The following is a 17,603-nucleotide window of genomic DNA, read 5'->3' on the forward strand; positions in this document are numbered from 1 at the left end:
GGTCGTGGTTTCCCCGCCAGCGAGCGAGCACTGAGGCCTGGGCGCACGTCTCACCCCGCGGCGTGGGTCGACACCAGCGGGGGAAACCTGGGCGGTCGGAGTCGTCGAGATCTTCGTGCGTTCGGGCCTCCGCACTGTGGACGTATCCGGCTGGCCGGGCACGGCGAGGGTCGTGGCTACCGGCTCACGGTGGCTGGGGGCGGGTGGGCGCCCTGGCCAGGGTTCGCCTTGCGGGCGGTTGTGGTGACCGGTTGGCGGTCGCAGCCGGCCGGCTGCCCGAGGGCCGACGCCCACTGCCGCGTCGGTGGGGCGTGGGGCTCCGGAGGTCGGCGCCCAGGGCGGCGCGTGGCGTGCGCTGAAGGTGCGGGCGGTGGTGGTGGTTGCGGCGGGGCCGGCGGTCGGGGTCGAGCCAGGCCGGCGGCAGGAACTCGGGTAGGCCGTCGGCTGCGAGGCGGACCTGCCAGTCGTGGTGGTGGACCTGACGGTGGTGGTGGCGGCAGAGCAGGACGGCGTTGTCGAGGCTGGTCTCGCCACCGTCTGACCAGTGGCGGAGGTGGTGGCCCTCGCACCAGCGGGGTGGGCGGTCGCAGCCCGGGAATGCGCAGCCGCGATCGCGCAGGACGAGCGCGCGGCGCAGCGGACCGGTGATGACGCGACGCCGGCGGCCGACGTCGAGGACCTGGCCGGCGCTGCCCAGGACAGTGGGGAGGAGGCCGGCGTCGCAGGCGAGGCGGCGGACGGTGTCGGCGGGCACGCACAGGCCGGTGTCGAGGGTGCCAGCGGAGAGTTGCCTGGTGAGGGTGTCGTACGTGGTGGTGACGACGATCTGGGCGGCCTCGCCGCCGCGTTCGGGCAGCTGGCCGGTGCGCAGGGTGAGCTGGCACAGGTCGGCGAGGGCGTCGTGGCGGCGTTGGCCCGGCGTGCGGCTGTCGTCAGGCCCGGTGGGTGCGGTGAGGGGGTCGAGGGCGGCGTGCAGCAGGGCAGCGGTTTCGCTGTCAAGGTTGCCGGTGAGGCGGAGCCTGCCGTCGCTGTGGTGGGACAGGGTGAGGTGGCGGTCGCGGTCGGCACGAGCGGACTCGGCGGCCAGTGCCTTCTCGGCGGCGCGTTCGGCCACGTCCGGGGCGACGTGGTCGAGGATCCGGCTGGCGAGCCGGCGTAGCAGACCGGCGTCGAACTGGTCGGCCCAGTCGACGAGCAGGTCGGCCGCCTGCTCGGCGGCCTCCGGGCCGGCCTCGGCGCGGACCGTGACGACCGTCTCGGCGATCACCCGCGCCTGCTCCACGTCGACCCGACCGTCTGCGAGAGCGGAGCGGACCCCAGGGAACCCGGCACCCGAGCCGGTCGACCCGCCGCCCCCCGACGAGCCGTCCTGGAACGCCCCGTCCGGCGATGCGCCGTCCTGTGACAGGCTGGCCGCCAACGGTCCGGCCGTAGCCGGGCCGCCCGGACCGGCGTCCAACACGGCCGCGAGCGCGACCAACTGTCGCGCGGTGCGCGCCGTCATGCGCAGCCGCTCGCGCAGCCAGACCGCGGTCGACGTCGCTCCCTGGGCGACCGCCGTGCCCCGCCCGTCGAGCTCACGCACCAGTGCCAGCTTCACCGCTGCGAGTCGCCGCTCCAACCGGTGCACGGACTCGATGGCTTCGACGAGCTGCTGGTCGGGCATCGACCAGATGGCCGCGTCCACGCACGGTCGGGTGTCGACCTCCGCCCGCGCAAGCTCGTCCAACACTCCACGACCCTAGAACGGGTGTACGACAACATCTCGCCGTCGGGCCGACGAGATGGACGGTCCGGACGGGGTGTTCGCAGTCCCGTCGGGGTTCGCTGCCGGCCAAGCCCGCGCGGGGCAGCCACCTGCGACGCTGCCGTTGTCGGCGCGAACGCGTCGGCGGACCTCGCCGCCACGGTTCGTCGCCGCGACCGAGCAGCTGACTCTGCCGGACGGCCGTGGCGGTGTCCAAGGCGGTAGCGGCGACGGCGCTCCGGCGGCGACGTCCCGGCCCGGAGGGCGTGATACCGGTCGCGCCCAACGTCACAGTCCGGTCGGCGTGGCACTCGTCCGGCCGGGCACGGCAGCCGCCGTCTCCGGCGTCGGACCAGCGACCGACGGTCCGAACATCGACTCGCCCTTGGCGAACCACGCCACGCCGAACGCGAGCACCGCGACGGTCTCGCACCAGAACAGCGGCCGGAGTACGTCGCGGGTGGACTCCGGCAACGCGTTGCTCGCCAGGGCGACCGCGATCGCGCCGAGGATGAGACCGCCGCAGGCGTAGTACAGCCCGCTGCGGACCCGGGTGTGGACCTCACGCGGGTCGCGCCGGGGAAACAGGACGAGGCAGAAGATCGCCAGGATGACGAAGAGCGCCGCGGCAGCGACCTGGTGTACCCGCCCGACGACGACGTCGCTCGAGGTGATCACCGAGCCGGGCTGCTGCGTGGCGGCCGGGAACAGGGCGACGATGATCGCCAACGCACCGGCGATGGTGCTGAGCAGGTCGTCGAGCCTGCGGTGCCGGTAGGAGATCAGGAAGACGCCGATCGCGCACAGACTGCCCACGAAGACGTCCCGCAGGTCGGTGAAGTAGTAGGCGCTCAGCGACGACAGCAACGTCAACCGGCCGGTGACCAGCGTGTGGCCGGCGATCAGGAGGACCGGCAGCGCTACGCCCACGACACCGATTCCGAGGCGCAGGCGGCGTAGCGTCTGGCCGTCCTGCGGTCGTCGTACCGGCGAGAGTTCCATGGTCGCCTCCGGTGGTCCGGCGGCGTCACCGGCGAGGCACCCCCGCGTCCGCCGCTACCACCAGTGCAGTCGGTACGGCCGGGCGTGTCAACGCGTCCGGTCTCGCACCATTCGCCTGCGGGTTTCGGGTGGGGCCGCGCCACCGCCGCCCGGTTACGTTTGCCCGCCTGAGCGGCGGGAAGACCGGGCGGGCGCGACCGTCGGCGCCCGTTCGCCTCGGCCAGCCCGGACCGGACCCGGCCGGTGCTGCCGACTGCCGGCGGCGCGCCCACGGGCGGGCAGATCTCGAGGAGGAGCGAGGATGGCCGACGGCAGGAGCGCGAAACCGGCGGGCAGCCGGCCGACCGGGGCCAGGAAGGCCACCGGGGCGAAGAAGGCCCCGATGAACCGGAGGGCGGCGGCGAAGAAGGTCGCGGTCGCCACCAAGCGCGCCACCGGGGCGACCGCGGCCAAGACTCCCGGTGAGAAGCCGAAGGCCACCACGACCCGGGTCGCGCAGAAGAAGAGCACCTCGGCCACGGCCACCGCGACCCGACGCCCGACCGAGAAGGCGACCGCGGCCAGGAAGGCGACGAAGGCCGTCGCGAAGAAGGCCCCCACGACGAGGGGCACGGCCAAGAAGGCGCCCGCGGCGAAGCGGACGCCTGTGACGAAGGCCGCGGCGAAGAAGGCGCCGGCGACGACGGCCGCCCGGAAGAAGGCGTCGGCCAAGCGGGCGACCACCATGGAGTCGTTCGGAGCGCGCCGTACCTCCCGCACGGGCAGGTGACGTGCGGGCGGTACGGGTGGCCCAGCTCGGCGGCTTCGGTCCGCCGTCTACCAGTGGGACGGTGGCGGCGGTGGCACCACCGGCGGGCGGTCGGCGCAGGTGATGGTGTTGGGCAGCAGCCAGGGGCCCAGCCAGCCGCCGTCGTCGTTGGCACCGAGGTCGGTGAGGCTGAACTCGGAACCGCCCGGAGTGAAGCGGAACGACCCGCAGTTGTGGACGCCGACCGCCCCGACGTTGCGGGCGTCCACGTTGGCAAACGACGCGGAGCCGGCCGTCCGGGCGCTGACCACCGAGGCGCCGGTGCCGTCGACGCGGATGTCCCGGAAGTGGACGTGCGAGACGGTGTTGTCGGTCCCGCCGTCGATCGCGATACCGTTGGCCAGCACCGGTGACTGCACGGTGTTGCGGGTGAACGTGTTGCGGGCGTCGGCGATCCCCTCCGACCACATGGCGAGGCCGTCGTCGCCGGTGTTGCGGACGAAGTTGTTCGGCACCACCGAGTCGGTCACCCCGGTGTGGAAGTTCAGCGCGTCGGCGATCTGGTCGACGATGATGTTGTCGGTGACCCGGACGTTGCGCATCGGGCCGTCGAGCCAGACACCCATCTTGGTGTGCTGCAGGTAGAGGCCGTCGATCGTGGAGTCGCTCAGCGCGCCGCCGATCGCGTTCACCTGGTCGGTGCCGATGCGCTCACGTACGTCGCCGGAGATGGTGAAGCCGGAGATGTGGACGTTGCGGCTGCCGCCGTCGGCGGCGTCGCGGCCGTAGAACCCGACGCCGGTGTGCACCGTCCGGGATGCCGTAGCGCACGGTGATCGCGTTGGCGGCGGCCGGCAGGACGAACTCGACGTGCTGGCCGGGCAGGAGCCGGACCGCCCGTCGTCCGGAGACCTCCGACGGGAGCGTGTAGGCGTTGCGGTCCGGACCGATCACCGTGCCGTCGGTGACCGCGTTCTCCGCCACCTGCTCCAGGAAGGCGACCTGCGCGCCCTTCCCGGCGACGAGCGCCGGGTCGAGGGCGGCCCGGGTGACCAGCGGTGCGACGGTCGCGGCCGGCGGACCGGTGAGGAGGCCGAGCGTGGTGGCCAGCGTCGCCGCGGCGATCGCCCGGGTGCTCGGACGGCGGGTACGCGAGGGTGCCGCTCGCGGGGTGCGGTTCATCGTGGACTCATCGCTTCTCGTGGTGGCGGTGCGGCAAGTCGATGGGCGTCGAGCGCCACGATGACGTCAGCCTTCAATGGACTGCAATAGCGGGATCAGTTACTGAAGATCTGCGACGGGACATGGAAACATCGCGATGACCGGGGAACGGCCCCCGGGGAGCCGGTGACCGCCCGGAAGCCTCGCCGCCAGCCGTGCGTCAGCGCGCCAGACCCGCGCGCACGGTCTTCCCGGACCGGTGGGTTCAACCGCCCTGACCTTTCGGTCTGACGCAATGTCACGATCCCGACACAGTTGTTGTGAGCCAATCCCGCGATCGATGTTCTGGCCGGGACCGTCCAGCGTCGGCGACGGCACCCGAGGAACGAGGTCGCTCATGGTTGCTCTACGACGGCTCGTCGCTGCCGCGATCGCGACTGTCCTGGCCGCGACGATCGCTCTGGTGTGGACGGCAGCGCCCGCCCAGGCGGACGAGCCGTGGGAGGCAGCCCTCAAGAACCTGATGGCCCGCACCGCGGCCTGGGCCGACGACGGCCTGTCGCGGATCGGGCCGCTCGGCCAACCGTTGCCGCTGCTCGGCGTGAGCCCCGGCTCGCTGGTGGACGCGGACAAGCTCACGAAGAAGGCCGCCGACGCGCTGGCCAGCGGCCTCACCAAGGACGATGTGGACCTCGGTGGCGGCACCCGGCTCACCAGCACGGTGACCACCAGCGGCGGCGACCATCTCCTGGACGTGCTGCTCACCACCAGACAGGAGGTGGCCGACAAGAGCCTCACCGCCGGAGGGGTGACCCTGGACCGGGCCGTCAGCGTCACCGGGTGGGCCACCCTGCACCTCAGGGCGCGGCACACCGCGGCCGGCGAGACCTACCTCGTGCGCGACGGCGACACCCCACGCATCGACATCGACGCCGTCGCCCGGCTGCGCGCCGACCTCGACCAGGCCACCGCCGCCATGGGCATCCTCGGCGTCACGCTGACCGCCGGAAGCACCCTCACCGCCAGCACCCACCTCAAGGTGACCCTCACCGACCCCAACGGCGACGGCCGGCTCGCCTTCGACACGGCCAGCGGCGCGAACACCGGCGAGCTGGGTGCGGCCGGCTCCCTCGCGGGGCTGGTCCAGGTCGGACTGGACGGGTCCGGCGGCGGGCGGATCTCCGACACCGAGACCGAGGCCGGGCCCGGCTCGGTGCACGGCGTGCTCAAGCTCGGGGCGGCCGCCTCCGGCACGCCCTTCGCCCTGCCCGCCGTCGCCGCGACGGTCACCGTCGACTGGAACGACATCGCCGTCGGCGCCCCGACCGTGACCACCACCGGGCTCGACGAGACGATCGCCAAGTTCCGCAACATGAGCCCGCTCGACCTCGCCTCCGGGCTGGCCCAGCTCGCCACCCTGCTCAGCGGTGTCCAGCAGAGCGGGCCGGCCGGGAACCTCAACCTGCCCTTCCTCCGCGGCACCTTCGCCGACGCGGTCGCGGTCAACGAGAAGCTCACCGCCTTCCTGCGCAAGCACGTCCACCCCCGTCCGCAGGACCCGCACTTCGACCCCGACGAGGACGACCCGGCGCTGGCGGGGCAGCCGAGATTCAGCTCCATCCAGCAACTGGTCGCCCTGCTCGCGGCAGAGCAGCTACCGGTCGACAACCTCTCCTTCGCCGACGAGAAGCTGGTGTTCCGGGTGAAGCTGGAGCACGAGTCCACGGTGGACGTGCCGCTCGACCCGGGCGCACTGTCGGTCTCCGGCCGCGGCGCCGACTTCACCGCCAACGGCTTCAGCGTGGGCGAGGAGCGGTTCGCCCCCGGCGCCCTCGCCGGGCAGCGCGTCGTGGCCGGCACCTCCGCCGGCACCATCGCGACCAACACCGCCACCTCGATCACCCTCGCCCAGAACTGGATCGGCGGGCAGCCCGCCGACGACAGCGCCTGGTCGATCACCGGATCGAGCCCCAACATCGGTGCGGTCGAGCTCGCCGGGGCGCTGAGCAAGCCGGTCGGTGACGACAAGAGGGTGGGCCTGCGCGCCGCCAACGCCAACGCCAGCTTCGCCACCGTGAAGCCCCGCTACAGCGCCGCCGTCACGCTGGTCCTCGACCTGCGCGACGATCTGGGCAGCCCGGCGGCGAACGCCGACCGGGTACTGCTGCGCACCGATCCGGCCACGCCGCTGTTCGCCGCCGACTTCCCGATCAGCACGGCGGTCGACTTCCATGCCACCGCCGGCTTCCTCAAGGTCAAACTCGGCGGCGAGCTCACGGTCGGCCCGGCCGCCAGCGGCCAGCGCATGATCCAGGTCGGCTTCACGGCGGCCGAGGACATCAGCCTCGGCACCCTCTTCCAGCGCCTGAAGGACGCGCCGGAGGCCCTGCTGACCGTCACGTCGTCGGTGAAGACCACCGGCCAGGTCACGGTCAGCGTCCCCGGCGCCGCCGGGGCCCTCGGCCAGGGCGTCGGCGTGAACGTCAGCTGGACCGCCGGCCAGCAGCCGGTCGTCGACACCTCCGGGCTCGCCGGGCTGTTCGCCGTCGACTTCAACCCCGACGACCCGAAGGCGCTCTTCGCCGTCGTCGTCGAGGCGCTGCGGCTGGTCAACGCGGCGATCTCCCAGCCGGACGCCGGCACCGAGCCGCTGAACGCCGAGATCCCACTGCTCGGCCGCTCCGCCCGGCAACTGCTCGGCGCCGACGAGAGCGGCGTCGGCAAGCCCGTCACCTTCGTCGCCGACGGGGCGAACTTCCTGCTCAAGGACGACAGCCGCAGCGGCGACGCCGCCTTCGACCCGCGGCTGGCCGGGCGCACGGTCGTGATCGGCAGCAAGGCGTACCGGGTGCTGGACCGGGTCGACGGCAAGACCCTCCGGATCGACGCGGCCGGTACGCCCAAGCCGGCCGACGGCAGCGCGTACGCGCTGCGGCCCGAGCTGGCCGACGCGCTGGACAAGCTGCTCGCCGCCCCGCCGGACAACCTGCAGGACGCGCTCGACCTCCTGAACAGCTCGATCGGCGCGGGCAGCGGGATCACGTTCGGTCTCGACGAGCGGCCCGGCGGGCCGTACCTGCGGGTCGGGCTCGACTGGAAGCGCGACATCCACACCGGCGGTCCGCTCACCTTCGCCTGGGACGGGGCCCGCGAGCTGGTCACCCTGGACAGCTCCGGCACCTTCGCCCTCGACGTGAACGCCCGCGCCCAGCTGGGACTGCTGCTGCCCCTGCGGCTGAACGCCGTACCGGTGCTGGACCGCACCTCGTCGGCGAGCGTCACCGTCTCCGGCGGCGTCACCGACGCCGCGATCGCCGCCCGCGTCGGCCCGCTCGCCCTCGACCTCGGCAAGGACCCGGACTTCGGCACCGTCAAGGCCGATCTCAGCGTGGGGCTGGGCGGGCTGACCGAGGACGGGCCGATCGGCAACCTGCTCGGCGTCACCCCGCAGTTCACCACCGCCGGGGTCGACTGCGGTGACGGGGTGGGTGGCGACGCCGTGCCGCTCTGCGCCCGCGCGCCGATCGTGGTCAACAACTGCGAGCCGGCCGACGACACCAACGTGCTCACCTTCACCGCCGGCCTGGACCTGACGCCCACGGTCAACACACCGGACCTGGCCGCCTGCTTCGCGAACCTGACGCTCCAGCTCACCGACTTCAACGTCGGCATCGACGGCTACCTGGCGAAGGTCGAGGAGGCGCTGCGGCTGGCGAGCTTCGACGGCAAGCTGCCGCTCGTCGGCGACGACCTGCAACAGGGCCAACGCTTCGTCGCCCAGCTGCGCGAGGACGTCAAGGCCGCGATCGGCCCGGTTCTGGCCGACGCCACCCTGGACAGCGCCGGCATGCAGACCGCCCTCAACGACGTCCTCGACAGCCTGGACCCCGGCGTCAGCGCGGTGGTCAGCTGCCGCGAGGGGGTGGCGACCCCCTGCCAGCCCGAGGACTTCCAGGCCATCCGGATCAAGCTGACCACCTCGCGCGGTACGCCGTCCGGGGCGAACGGCTGCACGGACGACGGCGACAACGCCTGCCTCGGCGTCAACGTGCCCCTCGACCTGGGCATCCCCGGCCTGTCACTGAAGGCCAAGAAGGGCGCGCCGGACGCCATCCAGGCCAAACTCGGCTGGAAGCTGCAGCTGGACCTGGTGCTCGACCGGGACGAGGGCTTCTACGTCCCGACCCACGACGGCGACACCTCGCCGGAGGTGCAGATCGGCGCCGCGTTCGACATGACCGGCGACCTCGCCGCCCAGCTCGCGTTCATCCAGGTCAACGCCACCAAGCAGGGCACCGACCCGCTGGTGCGGGCGTACTTCGCCATCGACCTCAAGGGCTCGGCGGGGGAGAAGAGCTGCTTCGACCCCGGCGTCGCGGCGGACTGCGCGCCGGACGGGGGCGCCAAGCTCACCCTCGCCGAGTTCGGCGACCTCGGCTCGCTGCTCGCCACCGACCTCACCGCCCGGGTGGCCATCGACTGGAAGCTGGCGGCGGCCGTGGACACCGGCGGCGAGGGCTCGGCGCTGCCCGGCGTCAGCGCCCGCTTCGGCCTCGCCTGGGGTTTGGAGCACAAGCAGGGCGACCTCACCGCGACCGGCGCCGGGGTGACCACGCCGCTGCGGGTCACGTTCACCGACATCGCGCTCGACGCCGGCGACTTCTTCGACAAGATCCTCAAGCCGGTGGTGGACAAGCTGAAGGCGGTCACCGGGCCGCTGCAGCCCATCATCGACACCCTCTACGCGCCGATCCCGGTGCTGTCGGACCTGTCGAGGGCCACCGGCGGACCGGACATCACCCTGGTCTGGCTCGCCCAGACGTTCAGCACCCTCAGCGGCGGCCCGAAGCTCGACTTCATCCACACCGTCCGCGAAGTGATCAACTTCGTGAACCGGGACCTCGACTGCGACGACGGCTGCTCCATCCCGCTCGGCCAGTTCCTGGTCGACCCGGCCCGGGCGCTCACCACCGAGGCGTCACCCGCCGCCGCGGAGAGCCTGATCAAGCGGGACGACCCGTTCACCCAGGCGAAGACCGACACCCAAGTGAAGTCCGCCATCGACGGCGCCGCCGGCGACGACGGCGACAAGCTGTTCACGCCGAAGCCGGGCGAGGACCGGTCGGTGGCGGCCAAGACCGGCTTCAGCTTCCCGGTCTTCGACAATCCGGGCTCCCTGTTCGGGCTGCTCATGGGGCAGGACGTCGAACTGGTGAGCTTCGACTCCGGCCCGCTGACGCTCGGCTTCAGCTGGCGGCAGTCGTTCGGCCCGGTCTACGCCCCGCCGCCGGTGTTCGTCACCCTGGCCGGCAGCGCCTCGGTCACCGCCCGGTTCATCGCCGGACTGGACACCGCCGGCATCCGGCACGCCATCGAGGCCGCCACCGACGGCACCTCGGTCGACGCGGTCAGCCTGCTCGACGGGCTGTACTTCAAGACCGCCGACAGCACCGGCGCGGCCGTACCGGTGGTGACGCTGCGCGGCGAGATCGCCGCCGGCGCCGAGGTGAGCGTCCTCATCGTCAAGGCCGGCATCCAGGGCGGCATCCGGCTCACCGTGGGCTTCAGCTGGAACGACCCCAACAACGACGGCAAGTTCCGCACCCGCGAGTTCCTCCAGGCGCTGCTGGTCAACCCGATCTGCCTGTTCACCACCAGCGGACAGCTGTCGGTCTTCCTCAAGGTCTACATCACCATCGACCTGTTCCTGTTCTCCAAGACGTTCGACTTCACCCTGGTCGACGCCACCCTGCTCGACTTCCGGGCGCAACCCGACTGTTCCCCGCCGCCACCCGAACTCGGCGGCACCGTCGACGACACCCTGGTGGTCTTCGCCGGCAAGTTCGGCAAGAAGGAACAGCGCGGCCACGCCGCCTGGGACAACGGCTCCGGCACCTACGCCGGCGACGTCATCAAGGTGTACGCGCTGCACTTCGCCGACGCGGACGACGACTTCGACGGCTTCGCGGTCGAGGCGCTCGGCCGCCGGCAGGAGTTCCTCGACCCGGGCCTGACCCGGGTGGTCGTCGACGGGCGCGGCTACCAGGTCGCCGACGCGGGCAAGACGTCCATGTCGATCCTGCTGCTCGGCGACGGCGACACCGGCGGCGACGGCACGAGGACGTCCACGTTCGACCGCACCGCCGTGGTGATCGGCTCCGACGGCCGGGACCAGATCCGCACCGGCACCGGCGCCGCGTACGTCGACGGACGCGGCGGCGACGACGTCATCGTCACCGCCGAGACGGCCGGAACGGTCAGCCGGGTCGCCGGCGGCGCCGGCAAGGACACCATCACCACCGGCGACGGCGACGGCGTGGTGGCCGGCGACAGCGGCCTCGGCGTCGTCGACCGCAGCGGCGACACCACCGTCCAGACCTCGGTGGGCGCCAAGAGCCTGGCGGGCCTGGTCGACTGGACCAGGCTGGCCGACCCGACCGAGGCGACCGGCGGCGACGACGACCACGTCACCGTGGGGCACGGCGCCAACCGGGTCTACGGCAACGGCGGCGACGACGTGCTCGGCGTCCTGGTCGACGACCGGCCCAACGGTGCGAACACGCTGATCGGCGGTCCCGGCGGGGACACGATCAACGGTGGCCGGGGCGACGACACCATCCACACCTCCGGCAGCGCCGTACCGGCCGACGTGGACCAGCCGGGCAGCGGCGACGCCGGGCTGACCAACCGGGTGGACACCGGGGCCGGCCAGGACACGGTGCACGGCAGCGCCGGCGTCGACCTGGTCGTCTCCCACTCGGCCAACGGCCAGACCGGCCGCCTCTACGGGTACGGCGGCGACGACGTGCTGGTCGGCGGCTACGGCACCGACGAACTGTTCGGCGGCCCCGGCGAGGACTACGTCATCGCCGAGCCGTCGACGGTCGGCGAGCCGGGCGACCCGGACGGCTACGGCCCGTTCCGGCAGGTCACCCACGAGCCGCTGCCCGCCGGTACGCAGTCGCAGACCAAGCTGCTCGTCGGCGGTCTCGGCAGCGACCACCTGATCGGCGGCGACGGCGGGGCGACCGTCTTCGGCGACCGGCACCTGCCCGCCGAGACCTGCGCCGACGTGACCGTCGCCGAGGGCCAGCCGGACCCGACCGACCAGGGCGCGGCCGACCTCATCCTCGGTGGCGCTGGCGTCGAGGTGGTCTCGGCCGGCAGCGGCGACGATCGGGCCGACCTCGGCGGCGGCGACGATCGCGCCTGCGGCCAGCTCGGCAACGACATCCTGCACCTGGGCGGCGGCGCCGACCGGGCGTGGGGCGCGGCCGGCGTCGACCAGCTGCACGGCGACGACGGCGACGACCTGCTCTTCGGCAACGCCGGCGACGACGGGCTGTTCGGCGGCACCGGCGCTGACACCGCCGAGGGCAACCAGGGCGACGACCAGGTCCTCGGCGGCCCGGACGACGACGTCCTCTACGGCGGCGGGCGCACCGCCGGCCTGAGCGACGGCAGCGACCACCTCTACGGTGAGGCCGGTGCGGACCGGATCGTCGGGGACAACGGCACCCCGCGGACCGGCGACAGCGGACCCGAGCCGCTGGACCTGGCCGGTGACGCGCCCGGCGCCGGCGCCGGCGACGTGATCTCCGGCGGCGGGCAGGACGACGTGGCGTACGGCGGCCTCGGCGACGACCGGATCAACGGCGACGGCGGGGACGACCGGCTGGAGGGCAACAACGGCGCCGACCTCATCCACGGCGACCTCGGCCGGGACGAGATCGTCGGCGGTTCCGGACAGGAGCCGACCGCCGGCACCGGCCGGCCGGACAGCGGCGACCAGCTGTACGGGGACGGCGACAGCGACCTGATCGCCGGGGACAACGCCCGCTTCACGCCGGCCACCGACGACGCCACCCGGGTCACCCAGGGCCGGGACGGCCCGCAGCGCAAGGTCACCCTGCTCGACCTCGGGTTCGACCCGGTGGCCGGCACCAGCGGCGGTGACCTGATCTTCGGTGGCGAGGCCGGCGACGTCATCTTCGGCCAGGGCGGCCCGGACCGGGTGCACGGCGGCGGCGGCGCCGACTTCGCCGAGGGCGGCCCGGGCTCCGACTGGGTGGAGGGCAGCGCCGGCGACGACGACCTGGTCGGCGGCTCCAGCACCGCGTACGACGGAGCCGGCGACGCCACCTGGGGCCAGCCGGACACCGCGGACGCCATCTTCGGCGGCCCGGGGTCCGACGCGGCCATCGGTGACAACGGCGCCGTGCTCCGCCCGCTGCCGGGCGAGGCGCCGACCCCGGCGACCGTGCGGCTCGGCGCGGACGGCGCGCTGTTCGGCCCGCGCATCGTGGTGCTGCTCGACCGCGCGGCGGCCAGCGGCCTCCGGTACGGTGCCGACCGGATCAGCGGCGGCGACGGCGTCGACGCCCTCTGGGGCCAGGACGGCGACGACGCCCTGACCGGCGACGGCGACGGGGACTACCTGGAGGGCAACGGCGGCGCCGACATCCTCCGCGGCGACAGCCCGCTCGGCGCGCCGGGCCGGGCCACGGTGCCGCCGCTGCCCGACCCGGGCTGGCCGGGTGCTCCGTCCGTCGCCGCCGACCTGGTCGGCGCGGGCGCGCCGGACGGGCAGGATGATCTGATCGGCGGCAGCGCGGCACCGGGGCACCGGGACAGCGGGGACGTGATCGAGGGCAACGGCGCCGACGACGTCGTCCTCGGCGACAACGGCTCGCTGCTGCGCACCGTGGTCACCACCGACGGCGGCCACGCCGAGCGGGTCTACACCGAGCGGTACCCGACCGGCGCGGTGCCGGCCGACGCCACCGCGGCGCGTACCCACGACCCGGCGCTGCCCGGCCCGTCCACCCGGTTCTGCACCACGGCCCAGGCCACCTGCGAGCCGGCCGGCGCCTTCGGCGGCGACCAGCTCTACGGCGACGCGGGCAACGACGGGGTGTGGGGCCAGGACGGCGACGACACGATCCGCGGCGGTGCCGGCGACGACGACCTCTTCGGTGAACTCGGTGCCGACTCGCTGTACGGCGACGACGGCCGGGACGCGATCCTCGGCGACCGGGGCGGCGTGGTGAACCAGTACCTCAACGCGGACGACGTGGCCGCGCTCGGCTTCACCGTCACGCTGTCGTCGGTGCCGCAGGAGTCGTACACCGCGTTCCGGGCCGGCGACTACGACCGCCGGGTCGACCTCCTGCACGACACCGACGGCGACGCCTGGATCGGCGGCCCGACCTCGCCGCCGATGCCGCACGCCGGCCTGACCGCCGGCGCGGGCGACCTCATCCGCGGCGGCTCCGGGGCGGACAACATCCACGCCGGCTTCGGTGACGACATCGCCAACGGCGACAGCGGCGGCGACAAGCTGTTCGGGGCGGACGGCTCGGACGTGCTGTGGGGCGGCAAGGGCTGCGACCCGGAGCTGGACGCGGCCAACCCGCAGTGCCAGGTGGACGGCGCCTTCAACGCCGCCGCCCGGGGCGACCACGACCAGTACGTCGACCACCTGTTCGGCGGTGCCGGGGCGACCAGCGGGGAGGCGGTGACCGCCGTGCTCGGCTCCGACCTGCTCGACTTCCGGCCGCGCGGGTCGTACCCGGACAACTGCGCGCCCGGGGCCTGGCCGGTGACCACCGCCTCGGGGACGGTCGATCCCTGTCGCTGGTTCGAGATGACCGACCTGGCCGACGACGATGTCGCCGACAACCAGCACCACCACGGCACCGACTGGATCTACGGCGGTTGGGACCGGGACGTGCTCCAGGGCGACGTGACGGCGAACGGCCCGAACAACGGCGACCGGTTGATCGACTGGAACGGCGCCTACAACCTGTTCACCCACTGCAACGCGGCCTACGGCGGCTTCAACGACGTACGCCAGCACAGCCCGGCCATGCGTACTTTCCTGACCGGGCTGGCCTGGGCCGACGGCGCGGGCCGCAGCGCCGGTGACGTCACCACGGCCGGCACCTCCGCCTTCCGGGAACTGGCCTTCGTGTACCCGAGCGACAACCGGGACCACGGAGCGGGGCCGGCCTACCCGGGCACGCCGGGGCACTTCGACCAACCGTCCTGCACCGACTGATCCACCGGATCGGGGCCCGGCTCTCCGCGGAGGGCCGGGCCCCGGCGTGCTGACCGGCATCCGACAGAACCACCGCTTCCGGCCTGGATCTGACGGACCCTCCTGCCACCATGGGTGACCGTCCCACCACCGACAGGAGGCGCCGTGTCAGCGTCCACGACCGACCGCGACCGCCCGGCCGCCACCCCCACGGAGCCGGTGCTGCCCGAGCTGCGTGCGATGTGGTGGGAGACCGGCGTCCGGGCCCGCGCCGAGGCCGGGCTGCTCGCCGTCTTCGCCGAGCTGCCCCGGCTGATGGCCCAGGCGGTGGCGATCAGCTGGCGGGCCGACCGGCTCCGCACGTCGGTGGTGGCCGTCGCGACCATCGGCGCCGGCGCGATGGCCGCCGGTGGGCTGCTCGCCACGCAGCGGGTGCTCGTCGAGCTGTTCGCTGGCGGGCCGACCGCGGACAAGGTGGTCGCCGCCCTGCCCGCGCTCGCGGTCCTGGCCGCGCTGACCGGGCTGCGCGGCGGCATGGGCATCGCCACCGGGTACGCGATCAACGGCCTCACCCCCCGCGTCGACCGGGAGGTCGAGCGTGGCCTGTTCGAGGTCACCACCGCGGTGCGGCTGGACGCCTTCGACGCCGATGCCTTCGCCGACGACATGGAACGCGCCACCCGGGGCACCGACGCGGCGATCGACCTGGTGCAGGCCACGATGAACCTGGTCGCCGGGCTGGTCGGCCTGCTCGCCGTGGCGGTCGCCGTGGTGGTCATCCACCCGCTGCTGCTCGTCGCGCTGCTGGTGGCGACCGTGCCCGGCGCGTGGGCGGCGCTGCGGGCCGGGCACCTGCGGTACCGGACGTACATCGCCGGCTCGGTCCGCCGCCGCCGGCTGTGGATCCTGCACCGGCTGATGGCGGAGCGGGCCTCCGCGCCGGAGCTGCGCTCGTACGGGCTGCGCCGCTTCCTGCTCGACCAGTACGACCGGGTCATGGACACCGAGACCGGCATCCAGCTCGCCCTGGCCCGCCGGGTCACCACGACGACGACCGTCGGGGCGCTGGTCGGCGGGCTCGCCACCGCCGTCGTCTACGTCCTGCTGGGGCTGCTGCTGATCGACGGGCAGATCCCGTTGGCGGCGGCGGCGACCTGCGTGATCGCCGTCCAGGCCGCGCAGCGGTCGCTGAGCACGGTGACCTACCAGATCGACCGGGTCTACGCCGACGGGCAGCACTTCGGCGACTACACCGGCTTCATGACCCGAGCCGCGGCGTACCTTCCCGACCCGGCCGACGGCTCGCGGCCCGACCCCGGCCCGCTGCGGGAGATCGGCGTGCGCGGGGTGACGCTGCGTTACCCGGACCGGGACGCACCCGCCGTCGACGACGTCACCCTCACCATCCGCGCCGGACAGACCGTCGCGTTCGTCGGCGAGAACGGCTCCGGCAAGACCACCCTCGCCGCGATGATCGCCACCCTGCGCACCCCGACCGGTGGCACCGTGGCGTGGAACGGCCGCCCGCTCGCCGAGTGCGACCTCGCCCGGGTGCGGTCCCGGATCGCCGTGGTCACGCAGGAGTACCACAAGTGGCCGTTCACCGCCGCGACCAACATCGCCGTCGGCGACGTCGACCGCGAGGCACGGCAGGACCGCATCGAGTCGGCCGCCGCGCGGGCCGCCGCGCACGAGATGATCAAAGATCTGCCGTACGGGTACGAGACGCTGCTCGACCGCACCTTCGCCAAGGGGCAGGACCTCTCCGGCGGGCAGTGGCAGCGGATCACCGCCGCGCGCGGGTTCCTCCGCGACGCCGACCTGCTGATCATGGATGAGCCGTCCTCCGCGCTGGACCCACGCGCCGAGGACGCCCTCTTCCAGGGCATCCGGGACCGGCACGGCCGGGCGACCACGATCCTCATCACGCACCGGCTGGCGAACGTCCGCCACGCGGACCGCATCTTCGTGCTGCACGAGGGCGCCCTGGTCGAGTCCGGCACCCACGACGAGCTGGTCGCCGCCGGCGGCCGGTACGCCGAGCTGTTCGCCCTCCAGGCGGCCGGCTACGACGCCGCGCCGGTGGCCCGCCCGCCGGCGCCGCGCCAGCCCTGAGCGGCCCGCCTACGGCCGGCAGTACACGTCGCCGGCGTTGGCGGCGTGGGGCAGGTTCGCCAGGACCGTCGCCATCGCGTCGGCCGACATCCAGGACGCTTCGGCCAGGGCCATCGTGTCGCCGAGGGCCAGGTTGAACCGGGTGAAGCCGAGCTCGGCGGCGCGGTCGAGCGCCCGCCGGGCGACCGCCCGCTCGATCGTGGTGAACTCGAACGACAGCGCCGGCACCGACCGGGTGAGGCCGGCCAGGACGGCGTCCTCGAAGCCCTCGACGTCGATCTTCACGAAGGCCGGTTCGCCGTGCTCGGCCAGAAGCGCGTCGAGGGTCGTCGACGGGACGTCGATCCGCTCGTCCCAGATCTCCTCGCGCCACCCGTCCGCGCCGTCGGCCGCCTGGACGAAGTGTGGCGACGCGGTGGAGACGGTGGGGTTGGCGGAGTTGACGTGCAGTTCGAGGGTGCCCGGGGTGGCGCCGCACGCCGCCGCCACCAGGACGACCTGGTCGTCGTCGCCGTAGAGGGCGCGGACGGTCCGGACGCACAGCGGCTGCGGCTCGACGGCCACCACCCGGGCGCCCAGACGGCGGAAGCTGCCGGTCCGGTCGCCCACGTGCGCGCCGACGTCGAAGACGAGATCGCCGGGCCGCACGAACTGCGCGTAGAAGCGGTCCATCGCCGCCGCCCGTTCGGGATCCCCGTAGGACAGCTCCAGCGAGGGCCGGAGGGCGGCGGTGGCGGGGTCCGCCTTGAGCGCTTCGACGGCCTCGGTATTGACACGCACGGCCCGGACCC

8 protein-coding genes are annotated in these 17,603 nt (G+C 73.5%); 3 read left to right on the forward strand and 5 right to left on the reverse strand.

Translation table 11 applies throughout. The annotated features are described in order from the left end of the window. Positions 1–184: 184 nt before the first annotated feature. Positions 185–1,732: an HNH endonuclease signature motif containing protein gene (locus EV376_RS18670; RefSeq protein WP_130325005.1), complete on the reverse strand. Its 1,548-nt coding sequence runs from the start codon at positions 1,730–1,732 to the stop codon at positions 185–187. A gap of 303 nt (positions 1,733–2,035) precedes the next feature. Continuing rightward, positions 2,036–2,749, reverse strand: coding sequence for a DUF998 domain-containing protein (locus EV376_RS18675; RefSeq protein WP_207228204.1), 714 nt, complete (start codon positions 2,747–2,749; stop codon positions 2,036–2,038). A 301-nt stretch (positions 2,750–3,050) separates the two neighbouring features. Here EV376_RS18675 and EV376_RS30245 point away from each other — a divergent pair, with 301 nt between their 5' ends. Then, positions 3,051–3,518: a histone gene (locus EV376_RS30245; protein WP_165438027.1), complete on the forward strand. Its 468-nt coding sequence runs from the start codon at positions 3,051–3,053 to the stop codon at positions 3,516–3,518. Positions 3,519–3,565: 47 nt separating this feature from the next. Here the strand turns inward: EV376_RS30245 and EV376_RS18685 are convergent, their stop codons facing one another. Together EV376_RS18685 and EV376_RS30930 are read right to left on the reverse strand one after the other, a co-directional pair. After that, positions 3,566–4,306 carry a NosD domain-containing protein gene (locus EV376_RS18685; RefSeq protein ID WP_486482688.1) on the reverse strand — a complete coding sequence of 247 codons (741 nt, stop codon included), beginning with the start codon at positions 4,304–4,306 and terminating at the stop codon, positions 3,566–3,568. Further along, positions 4,209–4,679, reverse strand: a complete 471-nt coding sequence (locus tag EV376_RS30930; RefSeq protein ID WP_486482689.1) for a carbohydrate-binding protein — start codon at positions 4,677–4,679, stop codon at positions 4,209–4,211. Before EV376_RS30930 ends, EV376_RS18685 begins: the two co-directional genes overlap by 98 nt. Before the next feature lie 376 nt (positions 4,680–5,055). Here EV376_RS30930 and EV376_RS18690 point away from each other — a divergent pair, with 376 nt between their 5' ends. Both EV376_RS18690 and EV376_RS18695 read left to right on the forward strand, forming a co-directional pair. Further along, positions 5,056–14,718, forward strand: coding sequence for a calcium-binding protein (locus tag EV376_RS18690; protein ID WP_130325009.1), 9,663 nt, complete (start codon positions 5,056–5,058; stop codon positions 14,716–14,718). A gap of 219 nt (positions 14,719–14,937) precedes the next feature. Next, positions 14,938–16,812: an ATP-binding cassette domain-containing protein gene (locus EV376_RS18695; RefSeq protein WP_130328728.1), complete on the forward strand. Its 1,875-nt coding sequence runs from the start codon at positions 14,938–14,940 to the stop codon at positions 16,810–16,812. Positions 16,813–16,821: 9 nt separating this feature from the next. On the opposite strand, the gene EV376_RS18700 is transcribed toward EV376_RS18695, so the two are convergent. Next, positions 16,822–17,592, reverse strand: coding sequence for an FkbM family methyltransferase (locus tag EV376_RS18700; RefSeq protein ID WP_130325011.1), 771 nt, complete (start codon positions 17,590–17,592; stop codon positions 16,822–16,824). Positions 17,593–17,603: the final 11 nt, after the last annotated feature.

Source organism: Micromonospora sp. CNZ295 (genome assembly GCF_004217535.1).